This is a genomic window from Cupriavidus sp. HY129, from assembly GCF_059492215.1.
Map to the genome: position 1 here is coordinate 2,443,970 of NZ_CP083255.1, position 15,234 is coordinate 2,459,203.

Annotated in this window: 11 protein-coding genes; 5 read left to right on the forward strand and 6 right to left on the reverse strand. The window is 63.9% G+C overall.

Annotation, left to right across the window (positions count from 1 at the left end; genetic code table 11):
* Positions 1 to 126: 126 nt before the first annotated feature.
* The 3 genes from K6G35_RS27275 to K6G35_RS27285 form a co-directional block, all read right to left on the reverse strand.
* On the reverse strand, positions 127 to 2,256 hold the full coding sequence (locus K6G35_RS27275) for an acetate--CoA ligase family protein (protein ID WP_495676660.1): 2,130 nt from the start codon (positions 2,254 to 2,256) through the stop codon (positions 127 to 129).
* A gap of 165 nt (positions 2,257 to 2,421) precedes the next feature.
* Positions 2,422 to 3,654: a formyl-CoA transferase gene (frc, locus tag K6G35_RS27280; RefSeq protein WP_317915432.1), complete on the reverse strand. Its 1,233-nt coding sequence runs from the start codon at positions 3,652 to 3,654 to the stop codon at positions 2,422 to 2,424.
* A 54-nt stretch (positions 3,655 to 3,708) separates the two neighbouring features.
* Positions 3,709 to 5,463, reverse strand: a complete 1,755-nt coding sequence (locus K6G35_RS27285; protein WP_008652307.1) for a thiamine pyrophosphate-binding protein — start codon at positions 5,461 to 5,463, stop codon at positions 3,709 to 3,711.
* 395 nt (positions 5,464 to 5,858) lie between these two features.
* Here K6G35_RS27285 and sucC point away from each other — a divergent pair, with 395 nt between their 5' ends.
* Positions 5,859 to 7,070, forward strand: coding sequence for an ADP-forming succinate--CoA ligase subunit beta (sucC, locus tag K6G35_RS27290; protein WP_008652308.1), 1,212 nt, complete (start codon positions 5,859 to 5,861; stop codon positions 7,068 to 7,070).
* A gap of 1 nt (position 7,071) precedes the next feature.
* Positions 7,072 to 7,944 carry a succinate--CoA ligase subunit alpha gene (gene sucD, locus K6G35_RS27295; protein ID WP_008652312.1) on the forward strand — a complete coding sequence of 291 codons (873 nt, stop codon included), beginning with the start codon at positions 7,072 to 7,074 and terminating at the stop codon, positions 7,942 to 7,944.
* Positions 7,945 to 8,056: 112 nt separating this feature from the next.
* On the opposite strand, the gene K6G35_RS27300 is transcribed toward sucD, so the two are convergent.
* Both K6G35_RS27300 and K6G35_RS27305 read right to left on the reverse strand, forming a co-directional pair.
* Entirely contained in the window at positions 8,057 to 8,779 is a 723-nt protein-coding gene (locus tag K6G35_RS27300; protein WP_008652314.1) for a GntR family transcriptional regulator, read from the reverse strand.
* 248 nt (positions 8,780 to 9,027) lie between these two features.
* Positions 9,028 to 10,035 carry a 2-dehydropantoate 2-reductase gene (locus tag K6G35_RS27305; protein ID WP_495676661.1) on the reverse strand — a complete coding sequence of 336 codons (1,008 nt, stop codon included), beginning with the start codon at positions 10,033 to 10,035 and terminating at the stop codon, positions 9,028 to 9,030.
* A gap of 195 nt (positions 10,036 to 10,230) precedes the next feature.
* On the opposite strand from K6G35_RS27305, the gene K6G35_RS27310 reads away from it, so the two are divergent.
* Positions 10,231 to 10,992: a TerC family protein gene (locus K6G35_RS27310; RefSeq protein WP_286881804.1), complete on the forward strand. Its 762-nt coding sequence runs from the start codon at positions 10,231 to 10,233 to the stop codon at positions 10,990 to 10,992.
* A gap of 61 nt (positions 10,993 to 11,053) precedes the next feature.
* On the opposite strand, the gene K6G35_RS27315 is transcribed toward K6G35_RS27310, so the two are convergent.
* Positions 11,054 to 11,953, reverse strand: a complete 900-nt coding sequence (locus tag K6G35_RS27315; RefSeq protein WP_495676662.1) for a LysR family transcriptional regulator — start codon at positions 11,951 to 11,953, stop codon at positions 11,054 to 11,056.
* A 125-nt stretch (positions 11,954 to 12,078) separates the two neighbouring features.
* Here K6G35_RS27315 and K6G35_RS27320 point away from each other — a divergent pair, with 125 nt between their 5' ends.
* Together K6G35_RS27320 and K6G35_RS27325 are read left to right on the forward strand one after the other, a co-directional pair.
* On the forward strand, positions 12,079 to 12,852 hold the full coding sequence (locus K6G35_RS27320; RefSeq protein WP_495676663.1) for an SDR family oxidoreductase: 774 nt from the start codon (positions 12,079 to 12,081) through the stop codon (positions 12,850 to 12,852).
* Between the two features lie 220 nt (positions 12,853 to 13,072).
* Positions 13,073 to 15,157: a ParB/Srx family N-terminal domain-containing protein gene (locus tag K6G35_RS27325; protein ID WP_286881808.1), complete on the forward strand. Its 2,085-nt coding sequence runs from the start codon at positions 13,073 to 13,075 to the stop codon at positions 15,155 to 15,157.
* Positions 15,158 to 15,234 lie beyond the last annotated feature (77 nt).

Sequence of the window (15,234 nt, forward strand, 5' to 3'; positions counted from 1 at the left end):
GAAAAAAGAAGAAGCCCTCGACGTGGGCTGTCATGTCGAGGGCCTTGGCAATGGAAGCGCTGGCCCTCTTCCCCTCTCACGCCGGCGCGAGAGGGAAAGAGGCAGCCGTACGAACAACCGAACGCGTCAGATCTTGCCCGCCCCTCGCGCCCACTTGTACTTTGCGCCGAGCACCGCCACCGGAATCTCCGTCGAGTACGCATAGGCCGGCACGCCGTGCTCGTACAGGTATTCCGCAGCCTCCTCGACCTGCACGTCACCGGCCAGAGACGCGACGATCGGCTTCTCGATGCCCTTCGCGCGCATTTCTTCCTTCACCTCGACCACGAGCTTGGCAAAGACCATCGGCGGCGTGATGATCGTGTGCCAGTAGCCCAGGATGATCGCGTGGATACGCGGATCTTCCAGGCCGAGCTTGATCGTGTTCTTGTACGTGGAGGGCGGCTCGCCGCCGGTGATGTCGACCGGGTTGCCGGCCGCGCCGAACGGCGGGATGAACTTGCGGAACGCCGCGTCGAGGTCATCGGGCATCGTCATCAACGACAGTCCGTTGTCCACGCACGCATCGGACAGCAGCACGCCCGAGCCACCCGCGCCGGTAATGATGACCACGTTCTCGCCCGTCGGCGTCGGCAGCTTCGGAATGCCGCGCGCGAACTCGAGCAGGTCGCGCAGCGAGCGGGCGCGGATCACGCCTGCTTGCTTGAAGACGTCCTCGTAGATCTTGTCATTACCTGCCAGCGCGCCCGTATGCGAGCTTGCGGCACGCGCGCCAAGGCTGGTGCGGCCTGCCTTCAGCACCACCACCGGCTTCTTCTTCGAGACGCGACGAGCCACTTCGGCGAACGACCGGCCATCCTTCAGGTCCTCGCAATGCTGGGCGATGATCTCGGTGTTGTCGTCCTGCTCGAAGAACGTGAGCAGATCGTCCTCGTCGATATCGGACTTGTTGCCGAGCCCGACAATCGCGGACACCCCCATCTTGGCCGAGCGCGAGAACCCAATGATCGCCATGCCAATACCACCCGACTGCGACGACAGCGCGGCCTTGCCCTTGACGTCGTACGGCGTGCAGAACGTCGCGCACAGGTTCTTCGGTGTGTAGTAGAAGCCGTAGATGTTCGGCCCCATCAGTCGGATATTGTGTTTGCGGGCGATGGCGACGATCTCGTCCTGGCCCTCCACATTGCCGGTCTCGGCGAATCCGGACGGAATCAGCACGGCGCCCGGAATACCCTTCTTGCCGACTTCCTCCAATGCCTGCGCGACGAACTTGGCCGGAATGGCGAAGACCGCGACATCGACATCACCCGGTACGTCGAGCACGCTCTTGTAGGCCGTCATGCCCATGATCTCGTCGGCCTTCGGGTGGATCGGGTAGATCTTGCCCTGATAGCCGCCATTGATCAGGTTCTTCATGACCGAGTTGCCGATCTTGCCGTCCTCGGCCGATGCGCCGATCACCGCCACCGTGTCGGGACGCATGATCCGGTTCATCTGCCGGACGATCTCTTCCTGGCTCGGGCGGTATTTCTCCGGCTGCGGCGAGTCGTCGATCACGATGCGCACGTCGGCGGCAATCGCGCCATCCTTGCTGGCGAACACCGGATTCAGGTCAAGCTCGGAGATTTCGGGGAAATCGCTCACGAGTTCGGACACGCGCTGGATCATCCCGGCCAGCACCTCGCGATTGGCCGGGTCCGCGCCGCGCACGCCCTTGAGCACGTCCGCCGCGGCGATGCCATCGAGCATCGACAGCGCATCGTCATAGGTTGCCGGCGCCATGCGGAACGTCACGTCCTTGAGCACCTCCACCAGCACGCCACCCAGGCCGAATGCCACCAGCTTGCCGAAGGACGGGTCGGTCACCGCGCCGATGATCACCTCCTGCCCGCCGCCGATCATCTGCTGGACCTGCACGCCAACAATCTGCGCGTTCGCGTTGTACTTCTTCGCGTTCTCAACGATCGTCAGATAGCCGCGCTCCACGTCGGCTGCCGAGTTCAAACCCACCAGCACACCACCGGCTTCGGTCTTGTGCAGGATGTCCGGCGACACGATCTTGAGCACCACCGGGTATCCCATCTTGCTGGCCAGTTCCACCGCGCCCGTGGGCGACCTGGCGACGCCCTCCCCCGGCACAGAGATGCCATAGGCATCGCAAACCAGCTTGCCTTCGGGGGCGGTCAGCGCATTGCGGCCTTCCTTCTTGGCGATTGCGAGAATCTTGCGTACAGCATCCTTGTCATGTGCCATGTCAGGTCTCCATCTGTTCAGGCATGAATGAGGGGCAGGCGTAAAACGCGGCCCGAATGGGCTGCGCAAGGCGAAAGCAGGCCCACCCGCCACGCATTGGAGATGCGGGCGGCCTGCGGACTTCGCCGGGATCGGTTGAGAGAGTGTGCGTTGAGGGTGTGGGGGCTACACCGCGCCGGCGGCCTTGAGCGCGACGATCTGCGACGGCGTGCGGCCGAGCCACTCGAGGATCTCTTCGGTATGCTCGCCAAGCAACGGCGAGCGCTCGACTTCCACCGGCGATTCTGACAGCGAGATCGGGCAGCCGAGTTGCACGTACCTGCCACGCTCCGGATGGTCGAGTTCGACCATATAGCCGCGCTCGTAGAGCGATCGGTCCTCGATCAGGTCCTTCATCGACAGGATCGGGCCGCACGGCACGTCGACGTCATTGAGCGCCGCCATCACCTCGAACTTGCTCTTGGTCCGCGTCCATTTCTCGACGATCGAGAAGCACTCGGCCAGGCACTTGAGGCGTGCCTCCGGCGTGGCGAACTGCGGATGCGTGATCAGATCCTCGCGGCCGCACAGGCGCATCAGCGGCTCCCAGCCCTGCGGCTGGATGATGACGTAGACGAAGTCGTTGGCGCCGCCGGGCGAGCAGCGCAGCGCCGCACCCGGCTGTCCGCCACCCGACGCATTGCCGGCGCGCGGCACGTAGTCCTGGAAATCGTCGTTCGGATACTCCTTGAGCGGCCCGGCCGACAACCGTTGCTGATCGCGCAGCTTCACGCGGCACAGGTTCAGCACCGAGTCCTGCATGGCGACTTCCACCCGCTGCCCGCGCCCGCTCTGCTCACGGTGCAGCAACGCGGCCAGGATGCCGACCACGCAATGCACACCCGTGCCCGAATCGCCGATCTGCGCGCCGGTCACCGTCGGCACGCCGTCTTCGTTGCCAGTCGTGCTGGCCGAGCCGCCCATGCACTGCGCCACGTTCTCGTAAGCCTTGCAATCGGCGTACGGGCCGGGGCCGAAGCCCTTGATCGACGCGTAGATCAGGCGCGGATTCAGCGACTGCAGGCGGTCCCAGTCGAACCCGGCGCGATCCAGCACGCCCGGCCCGAAGTTCTCCACCAGCACGTCGCAGCGCTGCACCAGGTCTTCGAGCAGCGCCTTGCCCTCCGGCGTCTTCATGTTCAAGGTCAGGCTGCGCTTGTTCGAGTTCAGCATCGTGAAGTAGAGGCTGTCCGCGTTCGGAACATCGCGCAGCTGGCTACGCGTGATGTCGCCGCGACCAGGCAGTTCCACCTTGATGACATCGGCACCCAGCCAGGCCATCAGCTGGGTGGCCGACGGGCCGGCCTGCACATGCGTCATGTCCAGAATGCGGACCCCTTCCAGTGCCTTGTTGTTCATGGCGTTGTCTCCTTGAGGATTCTCTTGAGGCAATGTCGTGCTGGCGACCGGCCTTTACTTGTACATGGTCTGGTTCTTGGTGCCCGGCGCGTACTCGCGCGGGTCCACCCAGATGTTGATGACGGCGGACTTGCCGGTCTTCGCGATCGACTCGCGGCCGCGCTGCAGCGCACCTGCAATCTGGCCCGGCTCGCGCACCTCCTCGCCATATCCGCCCAGCATTTCGGCGAACTTGGAGAACGGCACGTCGGACAGCAGGTTGCCGACATTGCCACGGTCGTCGCCGTACTTGGCAAGCTGGCCGTAGCGGATCTGGTTCATCGCCGAGTTATTGCCGATCACGGCCAGGTACGGCACGCCGAAGCGGTTGGCCGTTTCCATGTCGAACGCGGTCATGCCGAACGATCCGTCGCCGTAGTAGCAAAGGACTTCCTTGCCCGGATTGGCCACGCCTGCTGCGATCGCAAAGCCGGTACCGACACCGAGCGACCCGAGCGCGCCCGGGTCCATCCACTGGCCCGGACGGCGCGGACGCACCGCCTGCGCGGAAATCGTGACCACGTCGCCACCGTCGCCGATATAGATCGTGTTGTCGGCCAGGAACTCGTTGAGTTCGTAGGCCACGCGATACGGGTGAATCGGCTTGTTCTCCGACTTGAACAGCGGCATCAGCTTTTCCGTGGCAACGGCTTCGGCTTCCGTCAACTGACCCATCCACTTCTTGCGCGCCAGGCGCTTATCGTTCTTGATCCGCCCACTGGCCGCCTGCAGCACCGCGCCAAGAATCGCGCCCGGATCGCCCACCAGGCCCAGATCGATCTCGCGGTTCTTGCCCACCGTGCGGTAGTCCATGTCGATCTGCACCAGCGTGATCTCCTTGCTGATGCGCTTGCCATAGCCCATGCGGAAGTCGAAAGGCGTGCCGACGATCACCAGCACATCGGCATTGGCGAATGCCTGCGAACGGGTGCGGTCGAAGTGATGCGGATCGCCCGGAGGCAGCAGGCCACGTGCGGCGCCGTTGAAATAGCCGGGGATATCGAGACCGCGTAGCAGGTCGACGGCTTCCTCATGCCCGCGCGCGGTCCAGACCTGCTGGCCATAGAGAATTGCCGGACGTTCGGCGTTGACGAGGATGTCGGCCAGTTTTTCGATGTCGCGCGGATCGCCGATCGACTTCGTCGAGGCGCGATAGTGGCCCGGGCGCGGGATCACGGCACGCGATACATCGACTTCACGATCCAGCACATCGCGCGGGATTTCCAGATAGGCCGGCCCCGGCGCGCCGTTGAAGCACTCGCGGGCAGCCATCGAGATCATGTCGGCCACGCGCTCGGTGCTGGGGATGGTGGCCGCGAACTTCGTGATCGGCGCCATCATGTCCACGTGCGGCAGATCCTGCAGCGATCCCATCTTGTGCTGGGACAGCGCACCTTGGCCGCCGATATGGATGATCGGGCTTTCCGAACGGAAGGCGGTGGCCACGCCCGTGACGGCGTTCGTGCAGCCAGGACCTGCCGTGGTCACAACGCAGCCCAGCTTGCCGGTCTGGCGCGCGTAACCATCTGCTGCGTGCGCGGCCACTTGCTCGTGACGCACGTCGATGATGCGAATGCCTTCATCCACGCAGCCGTCGTAGATGTCGATGATGTGCCCGCCGCACAGCGTGAAGATCGTATCCACCCCCTCGTTCTTGAGGGCGCGAGCCACCAGATGGCCGCCGGATATGACGCCCGCGTCGCGGGACTTTTGCTTCAGCGTGTCTTCAGCCGTGGTGGTCTCGGGCCGGGTGGATACGACAGCGGACATGTCTTTGTCTCCTCGTTTGGACTGGATCGTCGGATCGCAGATCGTTGCGCTTCGGAAAGCAGCCGATCTTGATGACATACGGTATGTGATATACCACCAAACAACAAGAACAAAATGCTGGCCGCTGCCGACTTTCAACGACGCACCGCAGCAAGCTGGGCCACTCTCTTTGGCGTTAACCCGCAAAAAATGCCGATTTCCGATCAATGACAAGGCATTGATGCGATCGTCTTCTGAAGACTGGCGGTCACCCGGACAGCCTCCTCCACCTGCCCTGAGCATCAAATCCAGCTTGATTTTCTTTTTGATATATCACATACCATATTTCACGCCGTGCAAAACCGGACAGGCGGGCCCCGACCTGCGGCCACGGTGACAGACAAGCGAGGAGACACGTGAACATTCACGAATATCAGGCCAAGGAGCTGCTACGGCGCTACGACGTCGCCGTGCCAAACGGCTGTGTGGCATTTACCCCCGAAGAGGCTGCGCAGGCCGCACGCAAGCTGGGCGGCCCCATCTGGGTAGTGAAGTCGCAGATCCACGCCGGTGGACGCGGCGCGGGCCGGTTTGCCGGCGATCCATCCGGCAAGGGCGGCGTGCGCGTGGTGAAGTCCATCGACGAGGTGCAGGCAAACGCCTCGCAGATGCTGGGCGCCACGCTGGTGACCAAGCAGACCGGGCCGGCCGGGCGCGAAGTACGGCGGCTATATATCGAGGAAGGCTGCGACATCGCGCGCGAGCTCTATCTCGGCATGCTGATCGACCGCGCCACATCACGCATCACCGTCATGGCATCCACGGAAGGCGGCATGGAAATCGAGGAAGTTGCCGCGCATACCCCGGAGAAGATCCTGAAAGTGGCGATCGATCCCGCCAGTGGTATCCAGCCGTTCCATGCCCGGCGCCTGGCATTCGGGCTGGGGCTGTCCGGCAAGCAGGTGGCGGCGGCCACGCGCTTCATCCTGTCTGCCTATCGCGCATTTACGGAGCTCGATGCCTCGATTGTCGAGATCAATCCGCTTGTGGTCACGGGCAGCGGCGACGTGATCGCGCTCGATGCCAAGTTCAATTTCGACGACAACGCCCTTTTCCGGCATCCCGATATCGAAGCGATGCGCGACGAAAGCGAGGAGGATCCGGCCGAAACCGAAGCGGCCAGGCACGCGCTGAACTACGTGCGGCTCGACGGCAACATCGGCTGCATGGTCAATGGCGCGGGGCTGGCGATGGCCACGATGGACATCATCAAGCTTTACGGCGGCGAGCCGGCCAACTTTCTCGACGTAGGCGGTGGCGCCACCAAGGAGCGCGTGACGGCGGCGTTCCGGCTCATCCTGGCCGACCCCAAGGTGGAAGGCATCCTGGTCAACATCTTCGGCGGCATCATGCGCTGCGATGTCATTGCCGAAGGCGTGATCGCCGCAGCGCGCGATGTCGATCTGACGGTGCCGCTGGTGGTGCGCCTGGAAGGCACCAATGTCGAACTGGGCAAGACCATCCTGCGCGATTCGGGACTGCCGATCCTATCGGCCAATCATCTCGCCGACGCGGCGGAGAAAGTCGTGGCCGCAGTCCGGGCCCATCAGAAGAAAGGAGGCAAGTGAAATGGCCGTGCTAATCGACCAACATACGCGCGTGATCTGCCAGGGTTTCACGGGCGCCCAAGGCACCTTCCACTCGGAGCAGGCATTGGCCTATGGCACGAAGATGGTTGGCGGCGTCACGCCCGGCAAGGGCGGAGAGACGCATCTGGGGCTGCCGGTGTTCGACACCGTATCGGCCGCCGCCCATGCCACCGGCGCCGATGCGTCGGTCATCTACGTCCCGCCGCCGTTCGCCGCCGATGCGATCCTCGAAGCCGTGGATGCCGGCATCGGACTGATCGTCTGCATCACCGAGGGCATTCCCGTCATCGACATGGTGCGCGTCAAGCGGGCGCTGAGCGGCTCCGCCAGCCGGCTGGTCGGGCCGAACTGCCCGGGCGTCATCACGCCTGGCCAGTGCAAGATCGGCATCATGCCGGGGCACATCCACAAGCCGGGACGGATCGGCGTGGTATCGCGCTCGGGCACGCTGACCTACGAAGCGGTGGCGCAAACCACGGCAGCGGGGCTTGGACAATCGACCTGCATCGGCATTGGCGGAGATCCCGTCAACGGCACGAACTTTATCGACAGCCTGGAACTGTTCCTTGCCGATGACCAGACCGAAGGCATCATCATGATCGGCGAGATTGGCGGGTCGGCCGAAGAGGAAGCCGCGCAATTCCTGCGCGATGCGCGCACCCGCAAACCCGTGGTCGGATTCATCGCCGGCACCACGGCGCCACCGGGCCGCCGCATGGGCCATGCTGGCGCCATCATCTCGGGCGGCACGGGCACGGCGGAGGCGAAGATCGAAGCAATGCGCGAGGCGGGTATCCACGTGGCCGCGTCTCCAGCGGAGCTGGGCAATACGATGGCGGCGGCGATGCGGTAGGTTGGTCTGGCAGTTATCCCCGCTCCCGCGCTGCGGGAGCGGGGCCAGGGGAGAGGGACAGCGGCTCGATCACCGACAAGTCGCGATCTGAACCTCCGCGCCCTGTCCCCTTTCAATCGAGAAAATCGCAGTGCTTCTCGACGTAGTCCGCCAGATCCAGCGAGTGCTGGCGTACCAGCCGCTCGGCCAACTCCGTATCGCGCTTCTCCAGCGCCTCGATGATCCGCAGGTGATCGACGATCGAGCGCGCGGCGCGGTCGCTCTGCGAAATCGTCATCTTCCGGATCGCGCGCACATGGACAAAGATATTCTTGATCGAGTCCATGATGATCTGCGACTTCGACAACTGCACGATCGCCTGATGGAAGGCGATGTTGGCGTCGGAATATTCCTCGATATGCTCGGCCGGCGTGGCATCGCGGAAGCTGTCGAACATATGGCGCAGCTTGCCGATTTCCTCGTCGCTGGCGTGCAGCGTGGCTAGCCGCGCGGCCATGCTTTCCAGCGCGCCCCAGACCTGGATCATCTCGACGATCTCGCGCTTGGTCTTGCGCGTGATATAGATGCCGCGGCGCGGCACCGTGCGCAGGAAGCCTTCCTGCTCCAAAAGGGTCATGGCTTCGCGAATCGGCGTGCGACTAACGCCGAGCGCTTCGGACAGCACGCGCTCGTCCAGACGGACTTCGTCGCGCGACTGGTAGATGTCGGCATCGGCAATAGCCTGCCGCAGCATCGCGTAGGCCTGGTCACGCAGGCTGGCACCCGCATTGATCGGCTGCAGTGAAAGGGTCAGGCCGGAAGTCGGCTGGACGTCGGTTTGGCTTTGGGCAGACATGAGTGCACTCGTAAATGGCCGGTGCCCCGGCGACCCAGATGGCCGCCGATGGCACTCGCCGATTCAGGACCAGGTTGGCGCGTGGCGCATGACGTCAAGTTTGGCATGACGCCATGCGTTTCGCGCATCAATCCCGCCGCATGCGGCGAGTTCTGGCCCGGAAAGGGGCGAATTCGACCTTTCGTATATCGTATATCACATTGACCACAATGCCGATTGTCGCCGATTTCCGGCAGACCGTCCGCGTTTCAGGCTGCCTTGGCCATTGGCGCCGCGCCTGAAGGCGCTGCCAGGGCCATCCGGTCACGTTGCTTGATCAGTCCGAGCACCGCGTCGATCATCGGTGTCGGCTGCCCGATCATTCGGCCCATCTCCTGCACCACCGTCAGCAGCGGGTCGATCTCCATCGCCCTGCCCGCCTCCAGATCCTGCAGCATCGACGTCTTGTGGGCGCCAACCGCACCGGCACCGTCGATGCGACGTTCGACGTCTACCCGGAAATGCACGCCGAAGCTCTCGGCAATGTGCTTCGCTTCGAGCATCATCTGGCGCGACAGCGCCCGCGTGGCCGGGTCCGACGTAATGATGTCGAGCGTCGCATGCGTCAAGGCGCTGATCGGGTTGAAGCAGAGGTTGCCCCAGAGCTTGAGCCAGATCTCGTCGCGGATGTTGTCGCGCACCGGGGCGTCCATATCCGCCCGCGCCATCATCTCTGCCAGACGGGTCACGCGCTCGGAGCGGGTGCCGTCCGGCTCCCCGATCGGGAATTTCTTGCCATAGACATGCTTGATCACGCCCGGCGCGATGATTTCGGCGGCTGGATACAGCACACAGCCGATGGCTCGCTCGGGGCCCAGCCCATTCCATTGGCGGGCGCCAGGGTCGACGCTTTCCAGCGTGCGCCCCGCGAACTCGCCGCCGTGCTGATGGAAGTACCAATACGGGATGCCGTTGACGCCAGTCACCACCGCAGTGTCCGACCCGAGCAGCGGCTGCATCAGGTCCACCACCCCAGGCACCTGGTGCGCCTTGAGCGTGATGAACACATAGTTCTGCGGGCCGAGTTCACGCGGGTCGCTGGCGCAACGGACCTTGGCCACCCGTTCCTCGCCTTCGATCAGCAACCGCACGCCGTTTGCCTGCATCGCCGCCAGATGGGGCCCACGGGCGATGAAACTGACGTCCGCCCCGGCCAGCGCCAGTTGCGCGCCCATATAGCCGCCGATGGCGCCCGCACCGTAGATACAAATTTTCATCGGTTGTCTCCTCGATGGTTGTGATTGCTGAGTGATGGTTAATTTTGATATATCACATACTATATTTCACAATCGCCGTTCGACAACCTCAATCTTTGCTGTATCGGCTACGCCAGCCTCAAGCTGTGCGCTACCATGTCGACAGTCGTCCGCTTGCGGGCCAGCGGCCCAAGCCCACCCCTTCAAGGAGTTCGCATGGAAACGCTGCTCGCACTGCTGCGCGATCCGGCCGCCTGGGCCGCATTGGCCACCCTGGTGGCCATGGAGATCGTGCTTGGCATCGACAACCTGATCTTCATCTCGATCCTCACCAACAAGCTTCCCGAGCAGATCCGCGAGAAGGCACGGCGTATCGGCATCGGCCTGGCGCTGATCATGCGACTGGCGCTGCTGGCCACGATCGCGGTCATCGTGGCGTTGACCGAGCCGGTGTTCACGGTGCTCGGCAAGGGGATTTCCTGGCGCGACATCATCCTGATCGCCGGCGGCGCTTTCCTGGTCTGGAAGGCCACACGCGAGATTCACCAGCACGTGTCGCCCGAGGACGAGCACGAGAATGCCGAGAGCGCCCGGAGCGCCGCTCCCGGTTTCGCCGCCGCGATCGGGCAAATTCTGGTGCTGGACCTGGTCTTCTCGATCGACAGCATCATCACGGCGGTCGGCATGACCGACCATGTGCCAATCATGTTCGTGGCCGTAATTGCCGCAGTAGTGGTGATGCTGGTGGCCGCCACGCCGCTGGCGAACTTCATTAATCAGAACCCAACCATCGTCATGCTGGCGCTGGCGTTCCTGATCATGATCGGCATGACGCTGATCGCCGATGGCCTCGGCCACCACGTGCCCAAGGGCTATATCTATACGGCGATGGCGTTCTCGAGCGCGGTCGAGGGATTGAATATGCTGTCGCGGCGACGGCGTGCCCGCGCGGCGGGGATCGAACCACCAGCGCACTAGCCGCCGAAACGCGCCGAACGCGCGGCCGGGCGGGGATGCTGCGGAGGAATGCGGGCCCCGCCTACTCGATATGCTGCGCCAGCACCCTCGCCAGCCATTCACTGAATACCTGCGTTCGGCGGGACAACAAGCGTCGATGCGGATAGACCAGTTGCACCGGCATGGGCGGCACGGGCCAATCCGACAGGACCTCCACGAGTTCGCCTGCCATCAGATGATCCCGGACATCGAAGGCTGGAATCTGGATCAAGCCCAGACCGGCCAGGCAGCAGGCGATGTAAGTTTCCACATTGTTGACCGCTACCGGCCCGTTCATCTTCAGCGTCCGCACCTCGCCTGCGTCCCTCCACTCCCAGGGCGCAATGCGTCCGCTGGCTGGCGACGCGTAGTTCACCGCCTGATGCTGGTCCAGGTCCTCAGGCTTCAGCGGCACACCGTGGCGCGCCAGATACGCAGGGCTGGCGCAGTGGATCATTCGCAATACCCCGAGCGGCCGGGCCACCAGGCTGCTCGACGTCATCTCTCCCACCCTCAGCGCGCAGTCGACGCCCTCCCGCACCAGATCAATAGCCCGATCGCTCGAGCCCAACTCGAGCGTCAGGCCGGGATGCCGTGCAAGAAAGTCCGGCAAGGCTGGCGCGACTAGCCGCCGCGCGATACGGCTGGGCATATCGACGCGCAAGCGCCCGCTGAGGACCGCGCCATGTGGCCGGAATTGCTGCTCCAGTTCCTCGCTATCCGCCACCAGCGCCATGGCGCGGTCGAGCAATGCCTCGCCGTCCTGAGTCAGGCTCACCCGCCGCGTCGTGCGGTTGAACACCCTGACACCCAGGCGGGCCTCCAACTGCTGGACGGCCAGCGACACGGTCGGCCGCGGCAGTCCCAGTTGATCCGCCGCCAGCGTGAAGCCGCCACTGTGTGCCACGCGGAGGAAAATCCGAAGTTGCTCGATCCGGTCCATGGGGTGCTATGGATATTGGTAAGAAAACATGGATAGTTCATTCGCTACAGGCAAGTTTATCCATGAAAGGTTGCTTATTACAGTGCTGGATACCCCTCACCCTCATCCCTTATCGGAGGTCTGAAATGTCCAAGCACAGCATCCAGGGCAAGGTTGTACTCATCGCAGGCGGCGCCAAGAATCTCGGCGGGCTGATTGCCCGCGACCTCGCGTCCCAGGGCGCCAAGGCCGTCGCGATTCACTACAACAGCGCGGCGACCAAACCCGAGGCCGAAGCCACGGCGGCCGCGATCGAAAAAGCCGGCGCCAGGACAATCACGCTGCAAGCCGACCTGACCACGGCTGCGGCCGTGGAGAAGCTCTTCGCCGACACGGTCGCAGCGATTGGTCGGCCCGATATCGCCATCAATACCGTCGGCAAGGTCCTCAAGAAGCCGATCGCCGAGATCACCGAAGCGGAATACGACGAGATGACGGCCATCAACAGCAAGTCGGCGTTCTTCTTCCTCAAGGAGGCCGGCAAGCACGTCAACGACCACGGCAAGATCGTCACGCTGGTCACATCGCTGCTGGGCGCCTTCACGCCGTTCTATGCGTCGTACGCCGGCACCAAGGCACCCGTCGAACACTTCACGCGGGCGGCAGCGAAGGAGTTCGGCGAGCGTGGCATCTCGGTGACAGCCGTTGGCCCCGGCCCAATGGATACGCCGTTCTTCTATCCCGCAGAAGGCCCGGAAGCCGTGGCCTATCACAAGACCGCCGCTGCGCTCTCGCCGTTCAGCAAGACCGGCCTGACCGACATCGAGGACGTCGTGCCCTTCATTCGGCATCTCGTGAGCGATGGCTGGTGGATCACGGGCCAGACGATCCTCATCAACGGCGGATACACCACCAAGTAATCGAGTGACGCGGCGGACCCGCGTCCGCCGCGTGTTGCACACCCCATGTCCTGTCCGATTGGCAGGCTGTCACGAGTCTGTCATTCCCGCTCCCTAGACTGGCGCGCGACCACGTGTCGCCAAGCGCACACGTTCAACAACAAGTCAAAAAAGGGAATCGGACATGGGAAGCAGGGCGAGGACACCGGGACTTTGGGTTCGGCAGGGTATTGGCGCAACGATGCTGGTACTCGCGGCGGCGGCGCTGAGCGCGTGCGGCGGCGATGACAATGGCACGGCGAACACCGGCAGCAGCAACAACGGCGCGGGTAGCGGCAACAGCGGCACCGGCGGCACGGGCTCGGGTAACGGCAATGGCAACGGCGGCACGACGCAGCCTGCGGTGGTCAAGCCGCTGGCGGGCGGCTCGCTCTACGTTGGGGCGGTGAGCTTTGGCGATACCGTATCCATCGAACTCGACCAGCCGGCGGCCGGGCAACTGACGCTACGCTTCCTCGACTCCCGTTTCGGTCTGGCCGGCACACTGGTCGGCCAGTATTCGGTCGACGGCAATACTTACCGCGTGAAAAACCTCGCGGCCAGCTCGAACGATGTCCCTGCCGCCCTGGCCACGGCCGCGTCGACCGTGACCTTCAGCTTCACGCTCGATGACAGCGTGTTGTCCGGCGCGCTCGGCCAGGTACCGAACCTCGTCGCTGGCAATGGCGCGCTGTTGCAAGGCTATGTATCGGCCGCCAACCGTGGCGCGCAACTGGCCGACATCGCCGGTACCTACAGTTATATGCGCCAGGCCGGGGGCACCGCAATCGCGGGCCAGCTTGGCATCCAATCGGATGGCTCGGTGCGCGTCTGCGCGGGACAGAGCTACAGCGCGACCTGCGCGGGTGGTCAATCCGGCCAACTCTCTCCCGACGCCGACCAGGTCCGCTATCCGGGCGCATTTTCCCTGACGGTTGCCGGCGCCAAGGTGGGCCGCCTGTTCGTCGGTCGGCAGCAAGGCAGCGTCGCATTGTTCGTCGATGAAACCGGAGCCGGCTCCAGCAGCATCCCAGGTAGCTGGGTCGTGCGTTCCGCCGCGCCCGTGACAGCCAACGGCATCAATGGCGACTGGCTCTGCGCAGAGCCCGAACTCGACAGCAAGAACGTCGGTACAGGCCGCACGCGCCGGAACATTGTCTCGATCGCGGGCAATACGCTGGCTGCGGACAACATCCCGTCGGACGTCACGCTCACCTACAACAGCCTTGCCGGCAGCACGACCAACGGCCTGGTGTCTGGCTCGTGGCAGGAAACGGTCAACGGCCTGTCGCAAAGCGCAGGCCTGGCGTGGCTGCCGGTCAGCAACAAACTGGCCTACCAGTTGCGCCAGGTCCCGGGCTCCCAGCAACTGCTGCCTGGTGTCTGCGCCCCCCTGCCCGCCCCCGCACCGGTCTCGACCTACCTATCGGCCAAGGCCAACGACGTCATCCTCGTCACACTGGCCGATCTGCGCCCGACGCAACCCGCCATCGGCCGCGACCAGATCTATTACAAGCTGGGCCGCTACGCCGCCGACCCCGTGAAGCGATTTGACGACGTTTGCGAGGCCAACGGCCAGAACAAGACCAAGACGTCGGATGCCAACTCCCGCATCGATACGCTGGCCTCGTTCACCTGCACGAAGGCGATTGGCGATAAGCCGGCCGATATGAAAACGCTGGTGGTCGGCCCTTACGGCGAGCCTTACCTGACCGATGGCCATCACACGTTCACCTCGCTGTGGGAAGCCGTCAGCGGTGGTCCGCAAACCAAGATCTACGTGCGCGTGCAAGACAACCTGTCGACCCTGAGCCGCGCCGCGTTCTTCCGCACGCTGCGGGAGCGCAAGCTGGTCTGGTCGAAGGATGGTGACCGCCCGTCGTACCCGGCCGACCTTCCGCGTTCCCTCGGCCTTGGCAACGGGCTCAATGACGACCCGTACCGCGCACTGGTCTACTTCGCGCGCGACATCGGCTATCAGCAACTGGCGGACGCCACCGAGTTCACCGAGTTTTATTGGGGCGACTGGCTGCGCACGGTGGTGGACCTGAAGAAGGTGAACCTGAATGACACCCCCAGCTACCTGACCGCCGTCCACGCGGCCGCGGAGGCAATGGTTGCCCTGACGCCGGACACCGTGGTCAGCAATGGCAAGACGGCAGCTTCACTGGGCCGGCTCGATGCGCTGAACGAAACGGAATTCACGGCGCTGTCACAACCGCTTGGATCGGCAAAGCCAGGCAAACTGCCGTACGCGGTGGACTATCGCTTGAAGCTCACGCACTGAGCGACTTGTCGCGGAACGGAGAAAGCCGGCCCGAAGGCCGGCTTTTTCGTTTCGATCCGCATCCATTTGCGCTACGA

What these genes read in the sequence shown, in the direction of transcription:
- K6G35_RS27275 (WP_495676660.1), bottom strand. Translation starts at nt 2,256, where the DNA reads ATGGCACATGACAAGGATGCTGTACGCAAGATTCTCGCAATCGCCAAG.
- frc (WP_317915432.1), bottom strand. Translation starts at nt 3,654, where the DNA reads ATGAACAACAAGGCACTGGAAGGGGTCCGCATTCTGGACATGACGCAT.
- K6G35_RS27285 (WP_008652307.1), bottom strand. Translation starts at nt 5,463, where the DNA reads ATGTCCGCTGTCGTATCCACCCGGCCCGAGACCACCACGGCTGAAGAC.
- sucD (WP_008652312.1), top strand. Translation starts at nt 7,072, where the DNA reads ATGGCCGTGCTAATCGACCAACATACGCGCGTGATCTGCCAGGGTTTC.
- K6G35_RS27300 (WP_008652314.1), bottom strand. Translation starts at nt 8,779, where the DNA reads ATGTCTGCCCAAAGCCAAACCGACGTCCAGCCGACTTCCGGCCTGACC.
- K6G35_RS27305 (WP_495676661.1), bottom strand. Translation starts at nt 10,035, where the DNA reads ATGAAAATTTGTATCTACGGTGCGGGCGCCATCGGCGGCTATATGGGC.
- K6G35_RS27310 (WP_286881804.1), top strand. Translation starts at nt 10,231, where the DNA reads ATGGAAACGCTGCTCGCACTGCTGCGCGATCCGGCCGCCTGGGCCGCA.
- K6G35_RS27315 (WP_495676662.1), bottom strand. Translation starts at nt 11,953, where the DNA reads ATGGACCGGATCGAGCAACTTCGGATTTTCCTCCGCGTGGCACACAGT.
- K6G35_RS27320 (WP_495676663.1), top strand. Translation starts at nt 12,079, where the DNA reads ATGTCCAAGCACAGCATCCAGGGCAAGGTTGTACTCATCGCAGGCGGC.
- K6G35_RS27325 (WP_286881808.1), top strand. Translation starts at nt 13,073, where the DNA reads ATGCTGGTACTCGCGGCGGCGGCGCTGAGCGCGTGCGGCGGCGATGAC.